Raw genomic sequence first — 23,476 nt, forward strand, 5'->3', positions numbered from 1 at the left:
TCCCGAAGGGATGAAATAATCATAAAAAAAATTTAAGGAAGTATAGTTTTAAAACCCCAAAGGGGAGATATTATTCAATCCATCCAAAGGGGATTGTTTTAAATACAAAATGTCACCCTTTCAGGGTTTTGGAAAAAGATTCTAATCTGATTTTTCTACAAGAATTACATCCTTTCGGGGTTTAAGAACTTATAGATTATACTTCAAAACCAAAAATCTGTTTAGATCTGTGTCTTTTTCTGTGACAATTTACCTGCTGCATCCGGGTCTGTGGGACCTATCAAAAAAAAATCCGGCTGTCGGCCGGATTTCAATGGGATTTTAGAAAATTAATACAGCCAAGTTGCCCAGGGAATCCTGCTTAAAATCAGTACCAATCCAATGGCGTACATCATGTAGATGCTTCGGAATTTGGATCTTGAAACAAGCATTTTTTTTGACCGGATGTAACCCACACTGATCAGGGCGATTGCGATGATATTGATCAGTGGATGTTCCAATGCAGTAAGTCTTGCAGCAGAATCTGACATTGCTCCTCCGGCAGTAAGGAGAGAAAAACCAAGTGGGCTTACAAAATACAGGATCAATCCCACCAAAAGTTGAACATGAGCGAAGATAAAGGCGATCATTGCGATCTTTCGATCCTTCTCGGTGAATACTCGTCCTGAAAGTGAACCGATCAGTGCATAAATAATGACTAAAACCAGCGTAGCTAAGGCGAGATAGGCTATTCCAGAGTGTAAATGTTGAAGTCCGGTGTACATGGTGTTGTGATTTTTGGGTGAAATTAATGCAAAAGAAATTAGGGAAAGCGTTAATTGGTATAAAATCTCACTCAATATAGAGCACTAAGCCTTTGAGGTATTCTGTTTCGGGATGGAAAATGTTGATCGGATGATCCCCGGGTTGGGAGAGTTGATGCAGGACTTTTACTTTTCTTCCAGTCTCCATGGCTGCTGCGGCGATGGTGTGTGTAAAGAGACTTTTATCCACCACCTGACTGCAGGAGAACGTGAAAATGATTCCTCCCGGTTTGATTTTGCGGATTGCTTCCGAGTTTAATCGCTTATAAGCCTGCACCGCATTGTGTCGGGCTTTGATGTTTTTTGCAAATGCTGGGGGATCAAGTACGATCAGATCAAAGTCATCACCAATTTCCCGGATATATTTGACTACGTCTGCCACGATAGACTCATGTTTTCCTTTAAAACCGGGGTTTAACCCGACATTCTGTTCAGTGAGGGCAATGGCTTTGGACGAAATATCAATTGAATGGACTTCTGAAGCACCTTCCTTTAGGGCCAAAACGGAAAATCCACCGGAATAGCAGAAGGTATTCAATACCTTTTTTTGGTTCGAATAAGTCGAAACCAATTTTCGGTTCTCCCGCTGATCAATGAAAAATCCGGTTTTTTGTCCTTTTTCCCAATCAATGCGATAGGTCGCTCCGTACTCCTGCACCAAATCGGTCTCTGCTCTTCCCCAAACCCATTCAATGGATTCGATGCCAAGATTCTTGGGTAGCGTCTCCGCGCTTTTGTCATAGACTCCCTTCAGCTTTTCTCCCAAAACAACCTGAAGTGCAGCCGAAATCTCAGCGATGTGCTTGTGAATTCCGATATGATGTGCCTGAATTACCGCTGTTCCATTGTAATAATCTACTATCAAACCCGGAAGCAGATCTCCTTCTCCATGGATCAATCTAAAAACGTTAGTCTCTTCATTATCAGTAAGTCCAAGGTTTTTTCTTAAGGCATAGGCTGAAGCAATTTTTTCATTCCAGAAGGCTTGGTCAATAGCTCTATCTTCAAAGGAAATAATCCGAACCATAATCGATCCCTGAGAGAAATGCCCAATTCCGAGGAACTCGTCTTTGGCAGAATATACCGATACCAAATCACCACTTTCCAATCCGGGATCTGCCTTGGCAATAGCACCTGAAAACACCCAATGATGACGTCGCTGAAGGGAAAATTCCTTGCTTCGCTGAAGAATAATTTTAGGATAACTCATAAGTCTCTGTGGGCTTGTTTGGGAAAAGGTAACTGCCAAAAATCATGGCAAAGATACTGGCTAAAAGTCCAAAAATATGGGATGCAATTTCAAAATCGAATTTATCGCAAATCAGGTAAGTGCTCATCCCGATAAACATGGACAGAATTGCTCCTGTTTTGGAGGCTTTTTTCCAATAAAGTCCTGCCGTCAATGGTGCAAATAAAGAAACCAGCAAAAGAATTGATGCGCCGGCTACCAGTTCGTAAATGTTGGAATCACGGGAAGCCATGTAAGTGGCAAGGAGGGCTACAAACAAAACACTAAGTCTCAAGATCCAAAGTAAATGAGCGTCTTGGAGATTTCCTTTGAACAGGGGGCGAATCAGGTTCTCTGAAATCAAAGCTGCCGGAGCCAGTAAACCTGAACTGGCTGTACTCATAATCGCTGAGATTAAAGCACCAAAGAAGATGATCTGAACGGGCAAACCGCCATGTGCCAAAACCATCGATGGAAGTAACATCTGCTTGTTTTCGAGGTAGAGTTCGGGATAAAGCACCTTTGCTCCCAATGCAATAAATAGGGGTAAAAGCCCAAAAGTGAGGTAAAAGCCCCCCGCCAAATAAGTGGATTGAACGGCGACTTTTTCAGATTTGGCAGACATGACCCGCTGATATATGTCCTGACTTGGAATACTACCAAGGCCCAAGATGATCCATGCCCCGAAATAATTTACCCAGGATGTAAAGCCTGAGTCGGGAAAAAACTGAAAACTTCCTTCGGGAGCCTTCGTCAAAATCTCAGTGACGCCACCTGCTTCCCTGCTGATCATCACTGTCACCCAAACTAATCCAATGACAATCATTGCAGTCTGAATGAAGTCAGTAATTGAAATGGCCCACATTCCTCCGAGAAAGGTATAAATCACAACAATAGCCGCGGAGAGTATGATTCCCTCCAATAGACTCAAATTGGTAACAGTGCCAAAAATTAAACTCAGGGCAACCAACTGGGCAGCGACGTAGCCAAAAAATACGGGAACCATGAAAATGGTCGCAAAGAACTCGACTTGTCTGCCAAATGCTTTTTTGAACACATCTCCGATGGTCAATACCCCCATTCTGTACATCGGGCGCAGGTAGAACATACCGAATAAAATCAGGCAAAGGGCTCCTCCGAATGGATCTTCTATAACACCCTGAAGACCCTCTTCTAGGAAGACAGAGGATGCTCCGAAGATTGTTTCGGATCCAAACCAGGTAGCAAACAGGGCAGAGGCAGAAAGAAAAAGAGGCAGGGATCTCCCTGCCAATACAAAGTCGTTCGAATTTTTAACCAACTTGGAAGCCCAAGCTCCAACTGCAACTGTAATTGCCAGATAGAGGATGATCGCAGTCAGCAGCAATTTATTAGAGCTTAGCTTTTTCCATACATTTTTTCGCGAATTGCCTTGATCTCCTCACTTGCGAGGTAATCATCGTATGGCATACGGCGATCTATTGTTCCTTTCGGGGTAAATTCGATGATTCGGTTACAGGATGACTGCACAAAGGCATGATCATACGAGCTCATCAAAACGGTCCCATTGAAATCTATGATTGCATTGTTAAAAGCCGTGATAGATTCCAAATCGAGGTGGTTGGTCGGTTCGTCCATCACCAGCAGGTTTGGATTTTGCAACATCATACGGGAGACCATGCAGCGGACTTTTTCACCACCTGAAAGGACCGCACATTTTTTAAGTGATTCTTCTCCTGTGAAAAGCATTCTACCCAGGAAAGTCCTCACGTGTGCTTCCTCCTGATTGCCGGAATATTGTCTAAGCCAGTCGATCAGGTTCAGATCAGTCTGGAAGTATTTGGAATTGTCATTGGGTAAATATGCCTTATTGATCGTCACTCCCCATTTCATTGAGCCTTTGGTTGCCGGTATTTCTTCCATAATGGTTTGGAAGAATTTGTTGACAGCCTGTTTGGTTTTGGAGATGAAGGCGATTTTGTCGCCCTTGTCCACCATCAGGTTCACGTCAGTAAAATAGGTTACGCCGTCTGCTTTCAGTTCCAGATTTTCAGTCATAAAGATCTGGTCCCCGGCTTCGCGCTCCGGCTTGAAGATGATGCCCGGATATTTTCTGGAAGAAGGCTCGATATCATCGATATTGAGCTTTTCGATCATTTTTTTACGTGCCGTGGCCTGCTTGGACTTCGCCACGTTGGCAGAGAATCGATCGATGAAGGACTGCAATTCCTTGCGCTTGTCTTCTGCTTTCTTGTTGGAATCCGATCGCTGCTTGAGTGCTAGCTGAGAAGATTCGTACCAAAATGTATAGTTACCGGAGTAGATTTTGATTTTGCTGAAATCAATATCCACCACATGTGTGGAAACAGTATCCAAGAAGTGTCTGTCGTGGGAGACGACGATCACGATATTTTTGAAGTCGAGAAGGAAGTTCTCAAGCCACTCGATGGTATCGGCATCCAAATCATTGGTAGGTTCATCGAGAATCAGGATATCAGGGTTTCCAAAAAGCGCCTGTGCCAGAAGAACACGTACTTTTTGATTGCCGGCCAATTGATTCATAGGCAGGTAATGCAGATCCTCGGAAATCCCCAAACCGGAGAGGAGGGAAGCTGCATCGGATTCGGCATTCCATCCGTCCATTTCGGCAAATTCTGACTCCAGTTCAGAAGCTCTTAATCCATCAGCTTCGGTAAAGTCCTCTTTGAGGTAAAGGGAATCTTTCTCCGACATGATGGCATAGAGTTTTTGATGTCCCATCAGGACCGTCTTCAAAACCTCCACTTCATCAAATGCAAAGTGGTTTTGGCTCAAAACAGCCATTCGCTGTCCCGGAGTAATATTTACTGATCCACTGGTGGAGTCGATCTCACCGGAAAGGATTTTCAAAAAGGTGGATTTTCCCGCACCGTTGGCACCGATCACCCCGTAGCAATTGCCATGGGTGAACTTGAGGCTGACCTCATCAAAGAGAGTACGCTTGCCAAACTTGAGGGATAAATTATCTACTGAAATCATGGAGGTATTTTGCTTTTAAGAGGCGCAAAGATAGGAAAATTAATTTTTTTAGTCTTATCTCAAATAGAGTCATCTTCACCTCTTTTCGGCATTCATCATATTTTCCCAAAGAATAATTTTTCAGATTGTTATATTCCACCTTTCTTAAAGGCCCTGAGATTGATATGAAGTTTTTGATTACGCGGTTGATTTTGATTTTCTTGCTGTTGGGCTGTGGCTTTTCGGCATTTGGTCAACTTTCTACCGTTGGTAAGGAGTTTTGGGTTGGCTTCATGGAAAACAACCGTGTCCCCGGTTCGGGCAATAATCCCGGTTCTCCTGATTTTGCGGTTTTGGTTATTACGGCCAATGAGAACACTACCGGCGTTTTGGAATACCAAGGGAATTCGACTGCATTTTCGCTTACAGCCGGTCAGCAATATACACTCAGGGTTCCTTCACAGGATTTGGATCTGCTTCACCGAACTTCGGGAGTGGTGGAAAACAAAGGAATTCACATCACCTCCACCGGGAAAATTGCGGTTCATGCATTTAATGAACGTTTTCGGAGTGCTGACGGTACGGTAGTGCTACCTATAGGTGCCTTGGGAAGAGATTATTATGTCACTTCGCATTTTGAAGCACTTACTGCGAGTGTGAATTACAACGGGAATATCAATAATGAAAGTACCCTTCTCGTAGTAGCGACAGAAGATAATACAGAAATCGAAGTCACTACGAGTGTCAACTCCATCAGTGGCAACCAAGCCGGTACTCCATCAACAATTACTTTGAATCGTGGACAAAGCTATCAGATCAAAGCGAGGGGTGACCTGACTGGCTCGAGAGTGCGGGTGATTGGTAATAATGCGGATGAGTGCAAGAAAATCGCTGTTTTTGGAGGAAATAAGTGGACCTCGGTGGGGAATTGCGGTCAGGCAAACGACCATCTTTTCCAGCAGGCATACCCTGTAAATACTTGGGGGACGAGTTTTGTGCATGTGGCCTTATCGGGAAGGACTTCCGGGGAATTGGTAAAAGTACTCGCGTCAGAAAATAATACAGTGGTGAGGGTTAATGGGACTTCGCGCGGAATCATCAACAGAGGGGAGTTTTTAACCCTGGATTTTGGGATCAATGAATCCGGGAAAATTGATACCTCAAAGCCCGCTTCGGTTTCTGTTTTCTCCAAAAGTATGGCCTGTAACCAACCCAATGCTCCGGGTGAAATGACCGGTGACCCATTTATGATCACTTATAGCCCAAGTGAGCAATTTTTGACAGGCCTGACTTTTAACGCCATTAATTTGCCATCGATTACCAATCACTATGTCAATGTGGTAGTGAAGGCAGGAACTGAGAATTCAACTTTTCTCGATGGGCAAAATGTCGGTGGATTTTTTTCTACCCTTCCTGGTGACCCTTCTTTCCAATATGCTCGAATCAATATTTCGCAGGGCGTGCATCAACTTCGCAATGTAAAGGGATTTGCGGCCTATGTCTATGGGTTTGGAAATTTGGAATCATACGGGTATGCGGCCGGTGCCGCCCTGGATAATCTAAATTTTGTGGCAGATGCAGCCTATGAATTTGATGTGGAAGGGGAAAAAGTCGCTTGTCTCAATCAGGAGGGTACCTGGACGATCAATTCTGAAAATCCCGACTTCGAATACTTTGTTTGGGACTTTGGAGATGGTACGCCCACAGTGATTGGTCAGGGGGTAGGGCATACATTCGAAAAGCCCGGTCTCTATGAAGTAAAAGTTTTAGCGGCCTTGTCTCCCAATTCATGCGATGAGCAAGAAGAAGTAACTTTTGAGATAGAGGTTTTGGAAGCTAAAGCCGAGCTATTGGGAGAGGACTCAGTTTGCCCGGAAGTGGAAGAGGTAATGTACCGGATAAAAGATCTCCTCAACATTTCGCGGGGTACTTTTGAAGTGGAGGGGGGAGTGATCGTGGAAGATTATGGGGATTCGGTGTTAGTCAACTGGGGCTTAGCAAATCCGGATGCCAAACTGATATTGATTCCATATTCTGATAATGGCTGCCCCGGAGCTCCTGTAGAATTGCCGGTAGTCATCAATCAAAGAATAGTAGTAAACGCCGCATTAGGAGAGAAAAAAGTTTGTTTTGATCCGGCGGTCCCACATCTCTACACCGCACCCAATGCCGTAAGTGGCAGGGGATATGACTGGATTGTAACAGGAGGTCAGATTATTTCCGGTCAGGGACTATCAAAAATCGAGGTGAGTTGGGATCAACCGGGACTCATTGGGACTGTAGAGTTCACTGCTTATAGTATAGCAGATACTCAATGTGAAGGAAAAGCGGCATCCATTCAAGTGGAGGTCGCAAATGAGTTTTTAGCCGAAGTTAAAGGAATCACAGCAGTCGGATGCTCGGGCGAAAAAACAGGTCAGATTACATTGGATATCCAGGGAGGTATAGGGCCTTACAAGTATACATGGCTTCATGACCCTTCGCTGAATTCCCCGACAGTCTCCAATCTTTCGGCTGGCACATATTCCGTAAAAGTTTTGGATCAATTAGGCTGCGAACGCTTGATTGAAAATATTGAAGTCGAACAACCTGCGCCATTGGCGGTCACACGTCTCACACCTGTCGGAGCTTCTTGCTATGGCAAGCCGGATGGTCAATTGACCTTGAATGTCACTGGTGGAGCAGCTCCTTATATTTTTAATTATCAAGGAGTAAAAACATTTTCAGGATCGATTTCTTTTGCTGATTTGCCTCAGGGTAACTATGCCTGGGAAATAATAGACAGCAATGGTTGTGTCATCCCTGTGAACTTTGAAATAACCTCTCCTCTTGCCTTGGAAGTTGAAGTCAGAATGGAGAAGCCTGCCTGTCCGGGAGGATCTAATGGAGAATTGTTTGCTTTTCCCAAAGGAGGAGATGCTCCATTTATCTACCTCTGGAGAGATACCAGACTGAGCGGAAGCGCTGTAACTGGACTCAAGGCAGGTACTTATGATCTTGAGGTTCGGGATGCCTCAGGCTGTGTTAGTATTGGGGAAGGAACAGTAAAAGAAGCAACTCCCGAAGTGCGGATGCCGACCGGATTTGATCCAAGGCAAGCTCCGGGTGTCTACATGGGAGTTTCAAACTGTGAGACCGAATTTGAGTTATGGATCTATAATCGCTGGGGTCAACTTATTTATTCCGGAAATTCCGGCTGGGATGGCACGGTTTCTGAGAGTAAGGCCCCAACCGGAACCTATTCATATACTGTCACTTACCGATATGTTTTGGAAGGGAAGTCAGAAGTGACTAATATCAAAGGATCTTTCACCCTAGTAAGATAAAAAAGTACTAATTGCCCTAACCCCAACCCATTGAAAAAGTTATTTTATTGAAATGAAGCACAAAGAGAGATTAATGATCTTTTTCTTGTGCATTTCATTTTTAGTAAGCTTCAGAGCCAATGCTCAGCTTAGCACACTTGGTAGAGAATTTTATGTGGGATTTATGGAGAATAACAAAACCTCCACTGCTCCCGATCAGGCCTTAATTAGCATTACGGCCAATGAAGATGCCACCGGTACCTTAACCTACGGTGGTAATTTGATTCCTTTTGCTCTTACAAAAGGAAAAGTTTTTACACATGCCATCCCTTCTCAGACATACGATTTGCTTCATCGGAATTCTGAGGTTATTGAATCCAAGTCGCTAAAAATTTCTTCAAGCGGAGACATCGCAGTTCACGCTTTTAATCTGAGGACCAATAGTGCTGACGGTACAGTTGTCTTACCTATTACCTCCCTTGGAAAAGAATACTTTGTCACTGCGCATTATAATCCTAAGTCTAATACATCCTCCGATTTAGAAAGTACACTTTTAGTAGTTGCCATAGAGGATGATACCCGGGTGGAAGTTACTCCCACTACTTCCACGGTAAAGGGAAACCCTGCCGGTAACCCCTTAATCTTTACATTGAACGCGGGCCAGACTTATCAAGTCAAAAGTGAAGGTGACTTGACAGGGACTCGTGTGAGGGTGATCAATGGGACGGATGGGGACTGTAAAAATGTAGCTGTTTTTGGAGGAAATAAAATGACTTATGGGGGCAGCTGCGGCCTGAGTGGAGATCATCTTTTTCAACAGGCTTTTCCTGTTTTCACTTGGGGAAAATCTTTTACTCATATTCCGCTTTTGGGTAGGACCTCCGGAGAAATCGTCAAAGTTCTTGCTTCTGAAAACGGAACCGAAGTCATTGTCAATGGCCAATCCAAGGGGATAATCAATCAAGGGAATTTTCTTCAAATGGAATTTGCGAAGGATGAAGTCGCTATAATCGATACCTCTAAGCCAACAGCTGTTTCCGTGATTGCAAAAAGTATGGAATGCAATGAGGCATCCAATGATTTGTTCGGGGATCCATTCCTTTTGACATACAATCCTAACAATCAAAAAATTGAGCAGACAATTTTTAATTCTTTAAGTGGAACTGGTTTTATCAATCATTTCGTGAATATACTTCTTAAAACTTCCTCGATTAGTGCTACTCGACTGAACAACAAGCAAATAGATTCTGAATTTAAACCCGTTCCGGGCAATCCACAATTATCGTTTGCAAGAATCAAACTGGCAGCAGGGCCAAATTCAATTTCCAATCCCGATGGATTTATCGCCTATGCTTATGGATCCGGATTAAGATCCTCGTATGGGTTTTCGGCGGGTGCAAATCTGGAGAGTACCAAGTTTGAAGCGGCTAGTAATTATGATTTTGAGGTGATAGGAGACCAGGTGGCTTGCATGAATCAGGAAGGCATTTGGTCAATTAATCCTGAAAATGAAAACTACACGCTTTTTACCTGGAACTTTGGAGATGGATCAGCTTCAGTGAATGGTCAGGAGGTAGCTCATACTTTTAAGTCTGAAGGCAAATTCCAAGTAAAGGTTCTCGCTTCTTCTGGGAGTGCTAGTTGTGGGGTAGAGCGAAATTTCGTTTTCGAAGTGGAAGTGAAAAAAGTTTCTGTAGATCTGATAGGTCCAGAAAGTACCTGTTCGGCGCTAGCTACAACGTATACCTTGGAGAATTCATCGAATTTTGACCGGATCATTTTGGAGGCGGTGGAAGGAGGGGAAATAGTATCCCAAACAGAGAAATCCATTACAATCCTATGGCAGGAAGCGTCTGAGGAGGGGAAAATTGTTGCAATTCCGGTGGCTGAAAATGGCTGCTTGGGTGATGCAATTGTGAAAACGGTGAAACTTGGAGTAGCCCAGTCCGAAGATAGCCCAATTGGCCCGACTCAAGTCTGTGGGCCAATTTTGTCAGAAGTTAACTATGAAGTCCCAAATGCTTCATCACAAAAAAAATACGAGTGGAGCATAGTAGGGGGTGAAATTAAATCCGGTCAAAACACCTCGAAAGTGGAGGTGTTGTGGGGCATCAATTCTCCTGAATTTTCTATTTTTTATACTGAGACGCCATTGGAAAATACCACTGAGGCCTGTCCCAAAATATCCAAAACTCTTGTAGTCGATAAAATCGAACCTTTGAAGATCAATACAATCAATACCACTGCTCCCAATTGTCCCGGAGAGGGTGGAGGTTCTATTGTTATTAAAGTTTCGGGTGGATCGGGAGAGCTAGATATCATTTGGTCACATGTGCCTGACTCAAACTCCGGAACTGCAGATAATCTGAAGGCTGGTCTATACAAAGTCACTGTAAAAGACCGCTCAGGCTGCGGAATTTTAGTTCAGGAAATTGAATTAAAGGAGCCGGAAAATTTAAGGTTGATTGGAGAACCGGAGTATTTCCCAATCACATGTTCAGGTGCAAGTGACGGTGGATTTATGGTTAAAGTCCTCGGTGGCTTTCCGCCTTATTCAGTCGAGGGGATTGAGTCAGCTTGGGATGGTGATTTCTTGACTGTTAGCGGATTGGCCCAGGGGAAATTTTCACTTTACCTAGTAGACGCAAAGGGATGTAGTCTCCCTGTTGGAGGAGAGATTAAAGGAGTTCAGCCACTTGCCTTGAATTTTGTTCAAGAAAGTCCACGTTGTCCAGGAGGAAACAACGGATCTCTTTCGGTCGTCGTCACAGGTGGAGTTCCTCCCTATAAATATTCATGGGCTGAAAGTGGTGTTTCCGTAGCTTCTTTTACCGGTAGGTCAACTTCCAATAGCAGTGCAGTACTCAGAGCAATTCCTTCCGGAGAATATACGGTAACAGTTACTGACTTTAATGGTTGTAGTTTGGTGTCCTACGGAATTGTAGAGGAAGTTAAGCCTCAAGTTAGGATGCCAACTGGATTTAAGCCTCAAGATGGATCTTTTAAGCCAGTTTCGAATTGTTATCTAGACTTCAGAATGCAGGTGTTCAACAAATGGGGTCAGGTTGTATATTGGGGAACTGAGGGCTGGGATGGAATGCTAAAGGGTAAAGAAGCACCGGTGGGAACTTATTCTTATAGAGTAATTTATCAATTCCCTGTGAATGGGGAATTCCAAGTTGAAGAAATTCATGGAGGTTTCGCTTTGATCAGGTAAATTGAAGCAGATTGTGGGGAGGAGAAATTATGAACCCAAAATGGTGGATTAATAAATTATGCCTTTTACTGTTTTTCGCTCTGGGAAACGGTTTTTTTGCGTTAGCCCAGCTTAATACAGTGGGTCGTGAATTTTACATTGGTTTTTTGCAGAACGGCAGAAGTCTGGATTCTGTGAATGTCCAGTCTGAAAAAGCGGTGTTGATTATCACTGCAAACGAAAAATCTTCCGGCACCATCCAAACACCCCTTCAGACAGTTTCATTTGATCTGGCCAAAGGCCAACGATTAATACAGGAATTTGACGGGATGGCTGAAGGATTGATTCACACCGAATCCGAGCGGGTCAGTCAAAAATTTCTGCACGTGATTTCTACAGGCAATATAGCTGTTCATGCCTTGAATGGCAGGTCTTACAGTACAGGTGGTACGGTTGTTTTACCTGTAGAATCGCTCGGCCTCAATTATATGGTCATGTCGCATCATGAAAAACCATTTGTTTCCAATTCCAGCCTGAATCATACCACACTCGAAAGTTCGATGGTCATCGTGGGGACAGCGGCAAATACACAGGTAGAGATCATTCCTTCGGTTCGGACCTCCACAGGAGTACCGGCCAATTATTCCTTGAAAATAGTTTTGAACGAAGGGGAATCTTATCAGATCAAATCCGATGAGGATCTGACGGGGACCTTGGTTAGAGTATTGAATGATAATAATACAAATTGTAAAAATGTTGCTGTCTTTGCCGGCAACAGGATGTCCAGTTCGGGTACTTGTGGGACGACCGGAGACCACTTTTTTCAGCAAACCTATCCGAGCAAAACCTGGGGTAATTCCTTTATTCATGTTCCTCAAAAAGACAGGACTTCGGGGGAATTTGTGAAGGTTTTGGCTTTGGAGAATGGTACCCGAGTAGCTGTCAACGGTGTCTTAAAAACCACCCTAAACGCCGGGAAATTTATTCGGCTTGAGTTTGGAAAAAATGAAGTGGCCAGCATCGTGACCTCCAAACCCAGTTCGGTTGCAGTCATTTCCAAAAGCGGTTTTTGCAATGAGTTTTTTGCTGCCTCACTCGGTGACCCCAACTTTTTTTCCTATTCCCCAAACGGGCAAATGATCAAGGAAATCCAATTTTCGACTGGAATTCTTTTTGGTCGCTTCAACCCTAAAATCGACCATTTTCTGAATATTATCATTCCAAAAGGTGCTTCTAAAAAGACCTTGTTGAATAGTCAAAATATCAGCAGTCAGTTTAAAGTGGTCCCGGGAAGCAATTATGAGTTTGCGCAGGTTCAAATTCCCGAAGGGGTCAATCAGCTGGTAAATCCCGAGGGGTTTATCGCATATGCTTACGGATCGGGTCAAATTGAATCTTATGGCTTTGTGGTAGGGACAGGAGTGGAAAGTATTCAATTTGAAACAGACACCAAATATCCCTTTGAGGTTATCGGGCAAAAAGTGGCCTGTTTAGACCAATTGGGAACTTGGGAAATTTCTCCGGAAAACAAGACTTACACGGAGTTTACCTGGTCGTTTGGAGACAACACACCTGTAGCGGTCGGTAAAAAAGTCTCTCACCTTTTCAGAAAACCGGGAAAATTTATTGTCACAGTCCTCGCTACAACCGGTGAAGGACTTTGTGATAAGCAGGAGACATTTCGCTTTGAAGTGGAAGTAAAGGATCTTAATCCTATCCTGATCGGACCGACATCTGTTTGTCCTTTGATAGATGAATTCACCTACACACTTGAAGACACAGCCAATATGGATCGGGTCAGTTGGGAGATCAGTGGAGGTGTTATTCTTGAAAAAACACCCAACTCGGTGAAAGTTAAATGGGGTGCTCCCAATCCAAACGCAAAACTGACGGCAACTCCATATACAGATCAGGGATGCCCTGGCAAGTCATTGGTGTTGAATGTGGCAATTACAGAGTCGATTGAGCCCGCCTTGCCCCTTGGCAACTCCGGACTATGTGGCCCAAATGAGGTTTTGATTTATAAAGTGCCTTTTCAGACTTCAGGAAGGACCTATACTTGGACGGTTTCCGGTGGAAATTTGATATCAGGTCAAAATTCCCCCCAAGTAGCAGTTCTCTGGGAACTCAACGCCCCATCAAAAACCATTTTCTTCGAGGAAACCAGTACGCTAAACAGTGCATGCGCAGGAATTTCTGAAGTGTTGGAGGTGAAAATCTATCCGGAATTCAAGATGAATGCCTCGGATGTACTAAATCCGGCTTGCCCTGGTGAGAGTAATGGAAGCATCAGATTAAATCCTGTTGGAGGATCAGGAAGCTATAAATTTCATTGGAAGCATGATCCAAATTTGAAAATCGGAAAAGCCGAAAACCTGCCTAGCGGCATCTATGAAGTGACCGTTTTGGATCAGACAGGATGTGATTCCAAGCTATTGAAGTTTGAATTGGCTCAACCTGAGCCTTTGAGTTTGGCAGGACCTGTTGAGGTGTATGAGAATTCTTGCTTTGGCACTTCAGATGGGGGATTTATCATCCCCTTAAAGGGAGGAAATCCCCCCTTTGTAGCAGTGGGTTTTGAGTCCATGTGGGATGGAAAAGAGTTAAGAGTTTTTGGTCTTGGAGCTAAATCATACGATTTGACTGTGTTGGATAGCCGGGGTTGTTCCATTAAGATTTCAGCCACTATAGAAGGACCTGAAGAGATTTCAGTTATTGCAAAAGTCGGAAATCCGGGTTGTGAGGGAAGTTTGGATGGTGAACTGGAACTCAAAATAGAAGGGGGAGTAGGGCCTTATACTGTGCTATGGGAATCCGGTCAAACTGGACCGACGATCACCGAACTTCCATATGGAGAATTTGGATATACCGTAACGGATGGAAACGGATGCGTCCTGAAAGGAATGGCTGTAGTAAATCAGGCAAGACCAGAAGTGAGAATGCCTACTGGATTTAATCCGAAGGAAGGAGTTTATCAGCCCATTTCCAATTGTAGTATTTCGTATCGCTTGACTATTTGGGATCGTTGGGGAGGGATGATTTACTATGGAACCGAGGGTTGGAATGGTTTGATTAGAGCGGTCGAAGCGCCTTCCTATACCTATTCTTACCACATTCGATACACCTATTTTTTAGAGGGGAAAGAGACCTCCACTGAGAAAAGCGGAACTTTTATGTTAATCCGCTAAGTTTTTGCCCATCCGTCTGGAGTATTTGAATAGTTTTGCTTCAGAAAGATTTTTAAACACCCATGAAGAAAATTTTAATTACAGGAGGAGCCGGATATATTGGTTCTCACACTGCTGTTGAACTGTGGAAAGCAGGAATGGAACCGATAATATTAGATGATTTATCCAATTCAGATCCTACGGTTTTGGATCGGCTCGAAGAGATTACAGGGAAAAGATTCGCCTTTTATCAGGGAGACTGTAATAAAAAATCCTTACTTAAGTCAATCGCTGAAAAATATAAAATTGAAGGATTGATTCATTTTGCAGCGTTCAAGGCAGTGGGGGAGAGTACGCAGCAGCCTTTGAAGTATTATAGAAACAATGTGGGTTCATTGCTTGTCTTGTTGAAATTTATGGAGGAAAAAGGCATTAAAGATCTTGTTTTTTCTTCCTCCTGCACGGTGTATGGACAGCCGGAGGTGCTTCCTGTAACAGAATCCACTCCAAGGCAGGAGGCGGAAAGTCCCTATGGAAACACCAAAAAAATCTGCGAAGATATTTTGGTTGACTGTGTCAAAAGTAAAATGGGGATTCGGGTGATTTCGCTTCGTTATTTCAATCCAGTCGGAGCACACCCAAGTGCAAAAATCGGAGAATTGCCTTTGGGAACTCCAAACAATCTGGTTCCTTTCATTACACAAGTAGCTGCAGGAATCCGTGAAAAATTGACTGTTTTCGGGGACGATTACGATACAGTAGATGGCAGCTGTGTACGGGATTACATTCATGTGGTGGATTTGGCAGAAGCTCATGTCAAGGCTTTGGCCTATCTCAATAAACAGGAGAATAATTTTTACGATGTGTTCAATGTGGGCACTGGCAATGGAAATTCAGTTTTGGAAGTCATCCATGCATTTGAAAAAGTAAGCGGAGTGAAGCTTGACTATCAGGTCGGTCCAAGAAGACCCGGTGATGTAGTGAAAACTTGGGCAGACACCACCAAAATAAATAATGTCCTAGGTTGGAAGGCAAAGTATTCCCTGGAAGATTCCATGCGTGACAGCTGGAACTGGCAGAAGAGTTTAGACTGATAATTTGGACCTTCCTCGGAAATTTCATTTTCGAGGAGGAGTTCTAGGGTTTCAAATCCGATTTTTTTGGGTTGACAGACTACCAACCCACAGAAATGATGTCAGGATTGCAATTCTTGAAGATCGGAAATCCGCGATCTAAAATTATTTTTTGGGTAAGGGTACCCTGAACCTGTGTCTAGGAATCTGAATTACCCAATTCTTCGCTCCCCTTTTCGATAATGACCTCTTTTGTCACCACTTTCATGGCGAAATCAGAAGGGTGGATTTCCGCCTCGTACTTCTCTGCATATACTCTGGTAAATGCTGCTCCAAAGAAAAGTATAAGGCAGGAATAAGACACCCAAAGTAATATCAGGACCACCGAGCCTGCTGCACCATAAATCGAATCGGGATTTGCAGCTCCAAAATAAAAAGAAAGCAATATTTTCCCCAAATTGAACAGTAAGGCGGTCATAAATCCTCCAAGCCAAACTGATCTCCATTTGATCTCCATGTCAGGCATAAATCTGAAAATCAACACAAACAATAGTCCCAAAACAAAAGAGGATAAACCAAACTCAAAGCTCTGGGCCAGATAAACTAAGCTTGGTCCCCAAAGTTGGGAAAGAAATTCGCTCAATACCGTCAATGCCGTGGAAACCACAAAGCTGATGATCAATAGAAAGGCAATCACCATCACAAATCCCAAACTCAAGGCTCGGTCTTTTACTACTTTCCAAATTCCCGCATCCGGATCTAACTTGACACTCCAGATTTCATTCATTGAAATCTGAAGCTGATAAAATACCCCCGTAGCGCCAAAAATCATTATTGCGACCCCCATTATGGTGGCAAAGACGGACTGTCCATCATTTTTTGAATTTTCGATAATGTCCACTACCGATTGGGCAGCCTCGGGGCCTATGGCCTCTGAAATCTCCTCAGTGATCTCACCCTGCACGATTTCAGTACCCCAAAAAGTACCCACCAAATTGATGATAACGATAAGTAATCCGGGTAAGGATAACACCGCGTAATAGGCGACCACAGCTCCCAATCTCCATGGATTGTTTTTATTCCAGAGCTTACCTGTCTCCAATAAAAGTTTGGGAAGGTGCTTTATTTGAAATCCTTGTTTTTTTGCCATTATGCTATTTCTTGGGGTTTAAATAGGCAAGAAAGAAGCCAAGAAACGATTTCGATCAAAATCATTCCATACAAGGACTTTAATCTAGTGAAGGTGAGATCCGTTTAAATAGCTGAAATTTCTGTTTCAAAAAGAATTTAGGCTTGGATTGGAGTTTGCCTATCGCGTAATCTAACATCTGTTTAGTTGAGGAAAAACAAACTTTGCCTAATTCCCGATTGATCGATTAGAGGATTTTCCTATTTCCAGATAATCAGGAAGAAAAAAGGATTAAAACAAATAATACGGGTAAACTTTGGTTGGTCATGCATCGGTAATTTTTGTATTTTGAAAAATATATACTGAACAAAATATCTTTTGTCCCGATGGGACTTATCTCCGATTTTGTCATTAATCAAGGATTAGGGGCTAAAACCTTCGGCTAAAAGATGATTCGTCCATACGGGACTAAAATGAGGAAGCAACGACCTGTGTTACAATTTATCATTGTTTATCTGGGTTGAACCATATTGCTAGAAAGACCAATTGTCGTCCATAAAAATGTCGTAGGCATGAGTGATTTCATCTGTTTATAATTTGATTTTTTTGGTCAGATGGAATCTCGCATTTCGGATAATCATTCCAGTGTGTGATCCCGTAAATACGGGATCATGCTCGATTTTATCTGTTTATATTTTGTTTTTTAATGGTCAGATGGAATGCCCTGGATAATCATTCCCCTGTGTGAGAAGCCTTTCTCATGGGCATTTCATGTTTGAAAAATTACCTGATTAGAACCGCACAAAGTTCCATTTATCGTATCGATGACTACTGCTCCCATTTATTTATATTCTTCACCACCAGCTCTTTATACCCAAAAGTGGGGTCTGTTTCTCGATGGTAAATTTGATTTGGATCTTCGCCGATCACTACTTCCAAAGTTGTGTAGACAAGGTTGCCATCGAGCAAATGTCCGCCAATTGTGCGCCCGGTACTATCGCTCACCGCGAGGTGAATATGATTTCCCTCAGTACTGAGCAAACCAGTAAGTGACACCACTTCAAAATGTCCTTCCCCTTGACTGCCATCAGGCTGATTGGCAAAGCGAAGGTTATATTGGGTAAGACTGCCTACGGCCGACATAATAAAACCCGCTTCGATCTGATTTTCTGCAATAAATTTCTTTAACTCAGGCAACACATCATCACCGGGATGAAGGCGGATGGTATGTACACGAAGGGAAGAATTCATAGGTGCAGGATTTTGACATTGAAAGAATAGCAGACAAAAAACAAGGGTTAAAATGATTTGAAAAGGCTTCATACTAGGGTTATTCGGGATTTCTTTCTGCTCTGCTTTTCCACTCCCCGGAGTTTAAAAACCTCGAGAACCTAACCGAGGATTTTAAATCCTCGATAGCAACTTTAAATTTCAAATTTGGATCAGCTGGATCATGCTAAAATCAATTTAGGGAGTCCATCCTACAATCCACAAACTGTCTCTCATGGTAAAGGCCACCAGTCCCAAACGCTTGACTAAGTAGATTTCCTGAGGTTGATTTTTCGGGTTAAACTGGCTGATTTTAAAAACATTGTTGAATTGCTTTCCATCGATTACCAAGCTCGGGAAATTCTCGTAAAGATATTCCTCGGAATCGTCCACCGTAGGGTTGATTCTTTTGCCGACTAGTGTTTCATTGACAATATCCAAGCGAAATCCCATTTGCTGAAAATAAATGTCCATAAATCCCAATCCAGAGGTTTTTCCATAGCCGACTTTATTTGAAAAAGTGGCCCAACCGTCCTCGGTGCGATAATAGGACTGGTATAAGCCGTAGCACTGACGTTCTCCCTGCTGCACCAAAACTGGGTTAGATTCTATCGTAAATGGTTCGGTGATTGTATAATCGGAGATCACCTTCCTAGTTTTTTCTCCGCTTTGGATGGTGTAATTTACTCCAGGAACTAGAAGCATCCAATCTCTTGCCGGGATAGTAAAATCAAATCCTTCACAAGATTCGTAGAAAAGTTCTTCTTCCTCGGGTACACAGGCCAGTGAGCAGGTCAGGAGAAAAATGGTGAGCGGGAAAATCAAATACTTCATGGCGGATAATTCGAGTAGGTTTCAGATGATCCTTAATATAAAGATTTTTTAGGTGGTTAATCTAAAAGTTTGAATGGAATTGGTTTACATTCAATTAACGAATCGAAAGAAAATATGCTACAAACAAAAGGCATTGTTTTCCCTCAATTCCATATTTATCCAAAAAAAATCCCCATTCCCTCAAGTTTCCGAGTTTCTCGAGGTTTGACACCTCGAGTTTTTTTCCTTAGAATCAAAATTCAGATATAAGACCTCCAAATTGCAAATTTGGAGGAGCGAAAAGAGCTATTAATACCCTGCCGCCTGTCCGTCTTTTCTGGACTCCGATGCGCCGATATAGACTTTTCGGGCCTTGTCGTAAAAGATCGCTTGATAGCCTCCGTAGGGTCCAATGCTGTACTCAATGCGGTGGCCCATTTCTTCCAGTTGACGGATGACTTCATAAGAAAAACCGCTCTCCAGGTTGAGTGAACCTCCTGTGGTCATCTGTGATCCTGTGGGTTCGGACGAACCGTTATGCCGCATTCGCGGTGCATCGCCCGCCTCTTGGAAGTTCATCCCAAAATCAATCAGATTGACCACAATCTGTGTATGTCCCTGCGGCTGCACCGAACCTCCCATCAAACCAAAGCTTAGCCAGGGACCTCCGTCCTTGGTGATAAATGCCGGAATAATTGTGTGAAATGGTCTTTTGCCCTTGGCCAGCGAATTCCAGTGGTTTGTGTCTTGTACATTGAACTGTTGTCCGCGGTTTTGAAGGACGAAACCCAGTCCATCCGGCACCATTCCCGACCCAAACTCATCGTAAATGCTCTGAATAAAGGAAACCATATTGCCGTCTTTGTCCGCCACGGTCAGGTATGTGGTATTACCCTTTTCGATATCGCCTGCAGGGTAGGATAGGGCGGCTTTGTTGGGATCGATGAGTTTGCGGCGTTCTGCTGCGTATTCTTTGGAGATCAGCAGCTCCACAGGGATTTCATTGAAAGCCGGATCGGCATAGAACTTTGCCCGATCTTCAAAGGCCAATTTCTTCGCCTCTGTGAGTACATGTAAGTATTCCGCACTGCCAAAGCCCATGGACTTGATATCATATCCTTCGAGTATGTTAAGCATTTGGAGCACGGCGATGCCCTGACCGTTTGGGGGAAGTTCCCACACGTCATAGCCCCGATAATTGGTACTGATGGGATCCACCCATTCCGAAGTGTGCTTTTTCAGGTCTTCATAGCGTAGATATCCTCCGTTTTCCTTCATAAAGCGATCGATGATCCTGGCGATTTCTCCTTCATAAAAAGCCGATCTGCCTTCCTTAGCAATTAGAGCATAGATCCGGGCAAGGTCGGGATTTTTGAAAACCTCGCCTTTTTGCGGAGTAGTCTTCCCGTTGGGCATGTAAGTTTTGCGGAAACCGGGAATGTCCTGCATTTCCGGCCAATGTCCATTCATCTGCCAGGCGATTACTTCTGAGACGGGGAAACCACTGTTTCCGTAATCGATGGAAGGCTGAAGGATTTCCTGCATGGTGAGTTTGCCGAAGCGCTTGTGCATCTCAAACCAACCGTCCACACAACCCGGAACTGTAACTGGAAGCGGGCCAAGAAGCGGGACATAGCTTAATCCTTTTTCCTTGAAAACCTCCATTGTTAGACTTTCCGGAGCCCTTCCGCTGCCGTTAAAGCCGTAGAGTTTCTTGGTCTTTGCATCCCAAATGATCGCAAATACATCGCCTCCGATTCCGCAGGCATTCGGTTCTACCAAGCCAAGCATGGCATTGGCAGCGATAGCAGCATCCATGGCTGAACCTCCTTTTTTCAGGATATCCAAAGCGACTTGCGTGGCAAGTGGTTGGCTGGTTGCGGCCATTCCGTTTTGGGCTAAAATTTCGGATCGGGTGGTGAAGGTTTTTCCGGTGACCCGGTCTTGGGAAAAGGAGAGTAAGGGAATCAGGATTCCAGCGAGGAGGAGTGATAAGGCTTTCATTTCTTACAAAGTGTTATTTTCAATTCTTTAATTTTCTGATTTCGTCCTCAAACCAGTCAAGGGTTTTGAGTTCTGGAATAATGGGCGCGGTAAGTTTACCCATTAAGACCCCATTTTTAATCAGGAAATGGGTTGGCGATAAAACTACTCCGAATTTTTCTTTGACCTCTTCTCTACCCAGGGAGATGTTTTTATAGCCGATTTCTCCGTTCTTCTTCAGGTATCGCTTAATTCGTTCTGGCTTGGTCATGCAAAATCCCAAAAATACGATGTCTTCATCATTTTGATATAACTCGGTTACTTTTCTCAAATAAGGCTCTTCCTGCTTGCAGCCCGAACAACCGACAAACCAAATGTTGACAATCACAATTTTGTCCGCAAGATCCTTAGAGCTAACCGAATCCCCGTCAATGGTCGCATAATCAAATTGTGGAAAAGAAGAATTGTCTGGCGGACCCTGAGATTCAAAGCCAAAATTCTGTCCGGGAGAACTTAGGCTGATCAATAAAAATGAACCCACAGAAAATATTGTTTTGATCATAATCTTCGGTTTTGGCGACTAAGTATTTGCAAATTAATCCGTATTTAGTTTCTAATAATAATCAGCATCTTTTTATCTTAAAAACCTCCCGAAAACCTAATTGCCATCGATGCCCCTAGGATGAAATTCTTTCTGGAAGTACTGGTTTTGGTATCAAAAATCGCATCCCCACCGGTCATCCTCCGACCTTCAATTCTGCAGATCAGAAACGGGGAAGGCCTGTAATCCAGATTCATGGAAAGTCCGGAAGTCCGAAAACCATTCCGCGTTTCTGTTGGTATTAGAATTCCTTTTTGATCTTGATAATATTCTGCACGCATTGCTGCTTTCCATCTTTGATCAATTGAAAACTGCGCTATAATTACTGGACTTAACCAAATGTCATAGTCGGAACTTCCCTTAAACTCCTGTTGGACACCGAAGTCAAATCCTGTGATCAACCCAAAGCGGTCTGTCAGTTGAAATTGCCCATAAAAATTATTGAAATATCTCATCCTTCTCAATTGATCGGGATCAACCGTTCCGATGAATGTACTCCAGTTCAGAGTAGTGGATTCATTTGGGCTAAATTTCAATTGGGTACCAAAAGAGGGCAGAGAATTTCCTTCCAATCGCTGAATTCGTTGCCAACCATTCAGAATCAACCCTGCGAGTTCCCATTTTTCATTTGGATTGAAAGTCAATTTTGCACCTGAGGAATAATAAGGTGAGTTTTCAGCCAACAATGAACGTGTTAAGGTCCAATTATCCATCGAAATCGCACTCTCAAATCCAATATGTGAAGGCATAATCCCCGCATCAAGCCAAAGATTATTTTTCTCATTCAGTGAAATTCCAATGTTGGCCTCAAAAATATTCTTCAAAAGTCCAGGCTCAGAAGCATAGTTGTCATTGCCATAAGTACCGGCATGTAAGGAGAAATTAGCTCTGTACTTTGAGTGTTCCAGATAAAGTTTTATTAGTCCTAAGTTTAGATTGAACTCGTTGTGTCTATTGTGATTAAATAAAAAAGCCTGTCGCTTAATACTCGCGGGTTGATTGAAATCATATACGTAATACACATCAGCTAACCCCGAAAGGTGTAAAGTAGGCTGATGTGACCAACTACTATCCGCCTGATTACGGGCAAAACCGTTACCTCCGGCTAAAAATAAGATGACAAACAGGATGGATCTCATAAGTATTGACAAGCTTAAATAGGGTAAATATTCCGATACACGGGCTAAATGACAGCCACCCATTACTTAGAAAAAAAGTATTCAAACGGACTATTTACATTTTCTTCTTCAGGAAGGTTTGTAAATCTTTGTTGGAGCCGTAGAGTGCCAGAATGTCATTTGGTTCAAGAATATTATCCGCAGATGCCACGCCCTGAATTTGAGTTTCAATCTTGGTTTTGCCCAAATTGCTCTTAACCTCTACTTTCTTGATAATGGTTAAGACCAACAAGTTAAATTCCTTTCGAAATCCGACTTCTCTGACAGTTTTTCCTACGTAATCGACCGGAACCTTGGCCTCTATTATGCTATAATCATCATTAAGTTCAAAAGAGTCCACCACATTGTGAAGGCAAAGTTTTTTGGCCCATCGCTCGGCTGTTTCTTCTTCCGGATGCACTATTTCGTCCACTCCGATTGCCTGTAGAACCTTTTCGTGCAGTGGATTGATAGCCCGGCTGATGAGTCTTTTTACACCAAAATTTTTAAGAATTGCTGTGGTCATAATATTCGCCCCCTGATCTTCTCCGATGGCTACAAGAACGATGTCAGTTTCTTTCAGTGGAAGTCCTGCGACTGTAAACTCGTCAGTGGAATCCATGCAGATGGTATGGGAGACTTTCTCCTTATTTGCATCCACCTTGGTCATATTTCTGTCGATTCCTATGACTTCATTTCCTTCCTCTGTCAATTTTTGTGCGAGTGATGCGCCAAAGTTTCCAAGTCCAATGATGATATATTTCATTATATACTAA

Annotated in this window: 15 protein-coding genes; 4 read left to right on the forward strand and 11 right to left on the reverse strand. The window is 43.3% G+C overall.

Annotated features, from left to right (window positions below):
- Positions 1–329 precede the first annotated feature (329 nt).
- The 4 genes from BLQ81_RS02175 to BLQ81_RS02190 form a co-directional block, all read right to left on the reverse strand.
- Positions 330–764 (reverse strand): hypothetical protein, encoded by a 435-nt coding sequence (locus BLQ81_RS02175; protein WP_092728320.1) that lies wholly within the window; start codon positions 762–764, stop codon positions 330–332.
- A 67-nt stretch (positions 765–831) separates the two neighbouring features.
- Positions 832–2,013 carry a class I SAM-dependent rRNA methyltransferase gene (locus BLQ81_RS02180; RefSeq protein ID WP_092728321.1) on the reverse strand — a complete coding sequence of 394 codons (1,182 nt, stop codon included), beginning with the start codon at positions 2,011–2,013 and terminating at the stop codon, positions 832–834.
- Positions 2,000–3,397, reverse strand: a complete 1,398-nt coding sequence (locus tag BLQ81_RS02185; RefSeq protein WP_092728322.1) for a sodium:solute symporter family protein — start codon at positions 3,395–3,397, stop codon at positions 2,000–2,002. The genes BLQ81_RS02180 and BLQ81_RS02185 overlap by 14 nt, the downstream gene beginning before the upstream one ends.
- 11 nt (positions 3,398–3,408) lie before the next feature.
- Entirely contained in the window at positions 3,409–5,028 is a 1,620-nt protein-coding gene (locus BLQ81_RS02190) for an ABC-F family ATP-binding cassette domain-containing protein (protein WP_092728323.1), read from the reverse strand.
- A gap of 125 nt (positions 5,029–5,153) precedes the next feature.
- Here BLQ81_RS02190 and BLQ81_RS02195 point away from each other — a divergent pair, with 125 nt between their 5' ends.
- From BLQ81_RS02195 to galE, 4 genes are all read left to right on the forward strand, one after another.
- The gene (locus BLQ81_RS02195; protein ID WP_245693134.1) at positions 5,154–8,333 is read left to right on the forward strand and encodes a PKD domain-containing protein; all 3,180 of its coding nucleotides are present in this window, start codon (positions 5,154–5,156) and stop codon (positions 8,331–8,333) included.
- 52 nt (positions 8,334–8,385) lie between these two features.
- Entirely contained in the window at positions 8,386–11,529 is a 3,144-nt protein-coding gene (locus BLQ81_RS02200) for a PKD domain-containing protein (RefSeq protein WP_092728324.1), read from the forward strand.
- A 29-nt stretch (positions 11,530–11,558) separates the two neighbouring features.
- Positions 11,559–14,696 (forward strand): PKD domain-containing protein, encoded by a 3,138-nt coding sequence (locus BLQ81_RS02205; RefSeq protein WP_092728325.1) that lies wholly within the window; start codon positions 11,559–11,561, stop codon positions 14,694–14,696.
- A 62-nt stretch (positions 14,697–14,758) separates the two neighbouring features.
- Positions 14,759–15,769 (forward strand): UDP-glucose 4-epimerase GalE, encoded by a 1,011-nt coding sequence (galE, locus tag BLQ81_RS02210; protein ID WP_092728326.1) that lies wholly within the window; start codon positions 14,759–14,761, stop codon positions 15,767–15,769.
- A 178-nt stretch (positions 15,770–15,947) separates the two neighbouring features.
- Here galE and BLQ81_RS02215 read toward each other — a convergent pair whose 3' ends face one another.
- The 7 genes from BLQ81_RS02215 to BLQ81_RS02245 all read right to left on the reverse strand — a co-directional run bounded on the left by BLQ81_RS02215 (position 15,948) and on the right by BLQ81_RS02245 (position 23,466).
- Positions 15,948–16,898, reverse strand: a complete 951-nt coding sequence (locus tag BLQ81_RS02215; protein ID WP_092728327.1) for a YihY/virulence factor BrkB family protein — start codon at positions 16,896–16,898, stop codon at positions 15,948–15,950.
- An 807-nt stretch (positions 16,899–17,705) separates the two neighbouring features.
- The gene (locus BLQ81_RS02220) at positions 17,706–18,128 is read right to left on the reverse strand and encodes a PPC domain-containing DNA-binding protein (RefSeq protein WP_092728328.1); all 423 of its coding nucleotides are present in this window, start codon (positions 18,126–18,128) and stop codon (positions 17,706–17,708) included.
- A 216-nt stretch (positions 18,129–18,344) separates the two neighbouring features.
- Positions 18,345–18,980, reverse strand: a complete 636-nt coding sequence (locus tag BLQ81_RS02225; protein WP_092728329.1) for a hypothetical protein — start codon at positions 18,978–18,980, stop codon at positions 18,345–18,347.
- A 288-nt stretch (positions 18,981–19,268) separates the two neighbouring features.
- Positions 19,269–20,963: a gamma-glutamyltransferase gene (gene ggt, locus BLQ81_RS02230; RefSeq protein WP_092728330.1), complete on the reverse strand. Its 1,695-nt coding sequence runs from the start codon at positions 20,961–20,963 to the stop codon at positions 19,269–19,271.
- Positions 20,964–20,982: 19 nt separating this feature from the next.
- Positions 20,983–21,504 (reverse strand): TlpA family protein disulfide reductase, encoded by a 522-nt coding sequence (locus tag BLQ81_RS02235; protein WP_092728331.1) that lies wholly within the window; start codon positions 21,502–21,504, stop codon positions 20,983–20,985.
- 77 nt (positions 21,505–21,581) lie between these two features.
- Positions 21,582–22,682, reverse strand: coding sequence for a porin (locus BLQ81_RS02240; RefSeq protein WP_092728332.1), 1,101 nt, complete (start codon positions 22,680–22,682; stop codon positions 21,582–21,584).
- A 94-nt stretch (positions 22,683–22,776) separates the two neighbouring features.
- Entirely contained in the window at positions 22,777–23,466 is a 690-nt protein-coding gene (locus BLQ81_RS02245; RefSeq protein WP_092728333.1) for a potassium channel family protein, read from the reverse strand.
- Positions 23,467–23,476: the final 10 nt, after the last annotated feature.

It is taken from the genome of Algoriphagus alkaliphilus (assembly GCF_900103735.1).
Taxonomy (GTDB): domain Bacteria; phylum Bacteroidota; class Bacteroidia; order Cytophagales; family Cyclobacteriaceae; genus Algoriphagus; species Algoriphagus alkaliphilus.

Bases quoted from the DNA above. Each gene is read 5' to 3' on its own strand.
- BLQ81_RS02175 (WP_092728320.1), bottom strand. From the start codon at position 764: ATGTACACCGGACTTCAACATTTACACTCTGGAATAGCCTATCTCGCC.
- BLQ81_RS02180 (WP_092728321.1), bottom strand. From the start codon at position 2,013: ATGAGTTATCCTAAAATTATTCTTCAGCGAAGCAAGGAATTTTCCCTT.
- BLQ81_RS02190 (WP_092728323.1), bottom strand. From the start codon at position 5,028: ATGATTTCAGTAGATAATTTATCCCTCAAGTTTGGCAAGCGTACTCTC.
- BLQ81_RS02200 (WP_092728324.1), top strand. From the start codon at position 8,386: ATGAAGCACAAAGAGAGATTAATGATCTTTTTCTTGTGCATTTCATTT.
- BLQ81_RS02205 (WP_092728325.1), top strand. From the start codon at position 11,559: ATGAACCCAAAATGGTGGATTAATAAATTATGCCTTTTACTGTTTTTC.
- galE (WP_092728326.1), top strand. From the start codon at position 14,759: ATGAAGAAAATTTTAATTACAGGAGGAGCCGGATATATTGGTTCTCAC.
- BLQ81_RS02215 (WP_092728327.1), bottom strand. From the start codon at position 16,898: ATGGCAAAAAAACAAGGATTTCAAATAAAGCACCTTCCCAAACTTTTA.
- BLQ81_RS02220 (WP_092728328.1), bottom strand. From the start codon at position 18,128: ATGAATTCTTCCCTTCGTGTACATACCATCCGCCTTCATCCCGGTGAT.
- BLQ81_RS02225 (WP_092728329.1), bottom strand. From the start codon at position 18,980: ATGAAGTATTTGATTTTCCCGCTCACCATTTTTCTCCTGACCTGCTCA.
- ggt (WP_092728330.1), bottom strand. From the start codon at position 20,963: ATGAAAGCCTTATCACTCCTCCTCGCTGGAATCCTGATTCCCTTACTC.
- BLQ81_RS02235 (WP_092728331.1), bottom strand. From the start codon at position 21,504: ATGATCAAAACAATATTTTCTGTGGGTTCATTTTTATTGATCAGCCTA.
- BLQ81_RS02240 (WP_092728332.1), bottom strand. From the start codon at position 22,682: ATGAGATCCATCCTGTTTGTCATCTTATTTTTAGCCGGAGGTAACGGT.
- BLQ81_RS02245 (WP_092728333.1), bottom strand. From the start codon at position 23,466: ATGAAATATATCATCATTGGACTTGGAAACTTTGGCGCATCACTCGCA.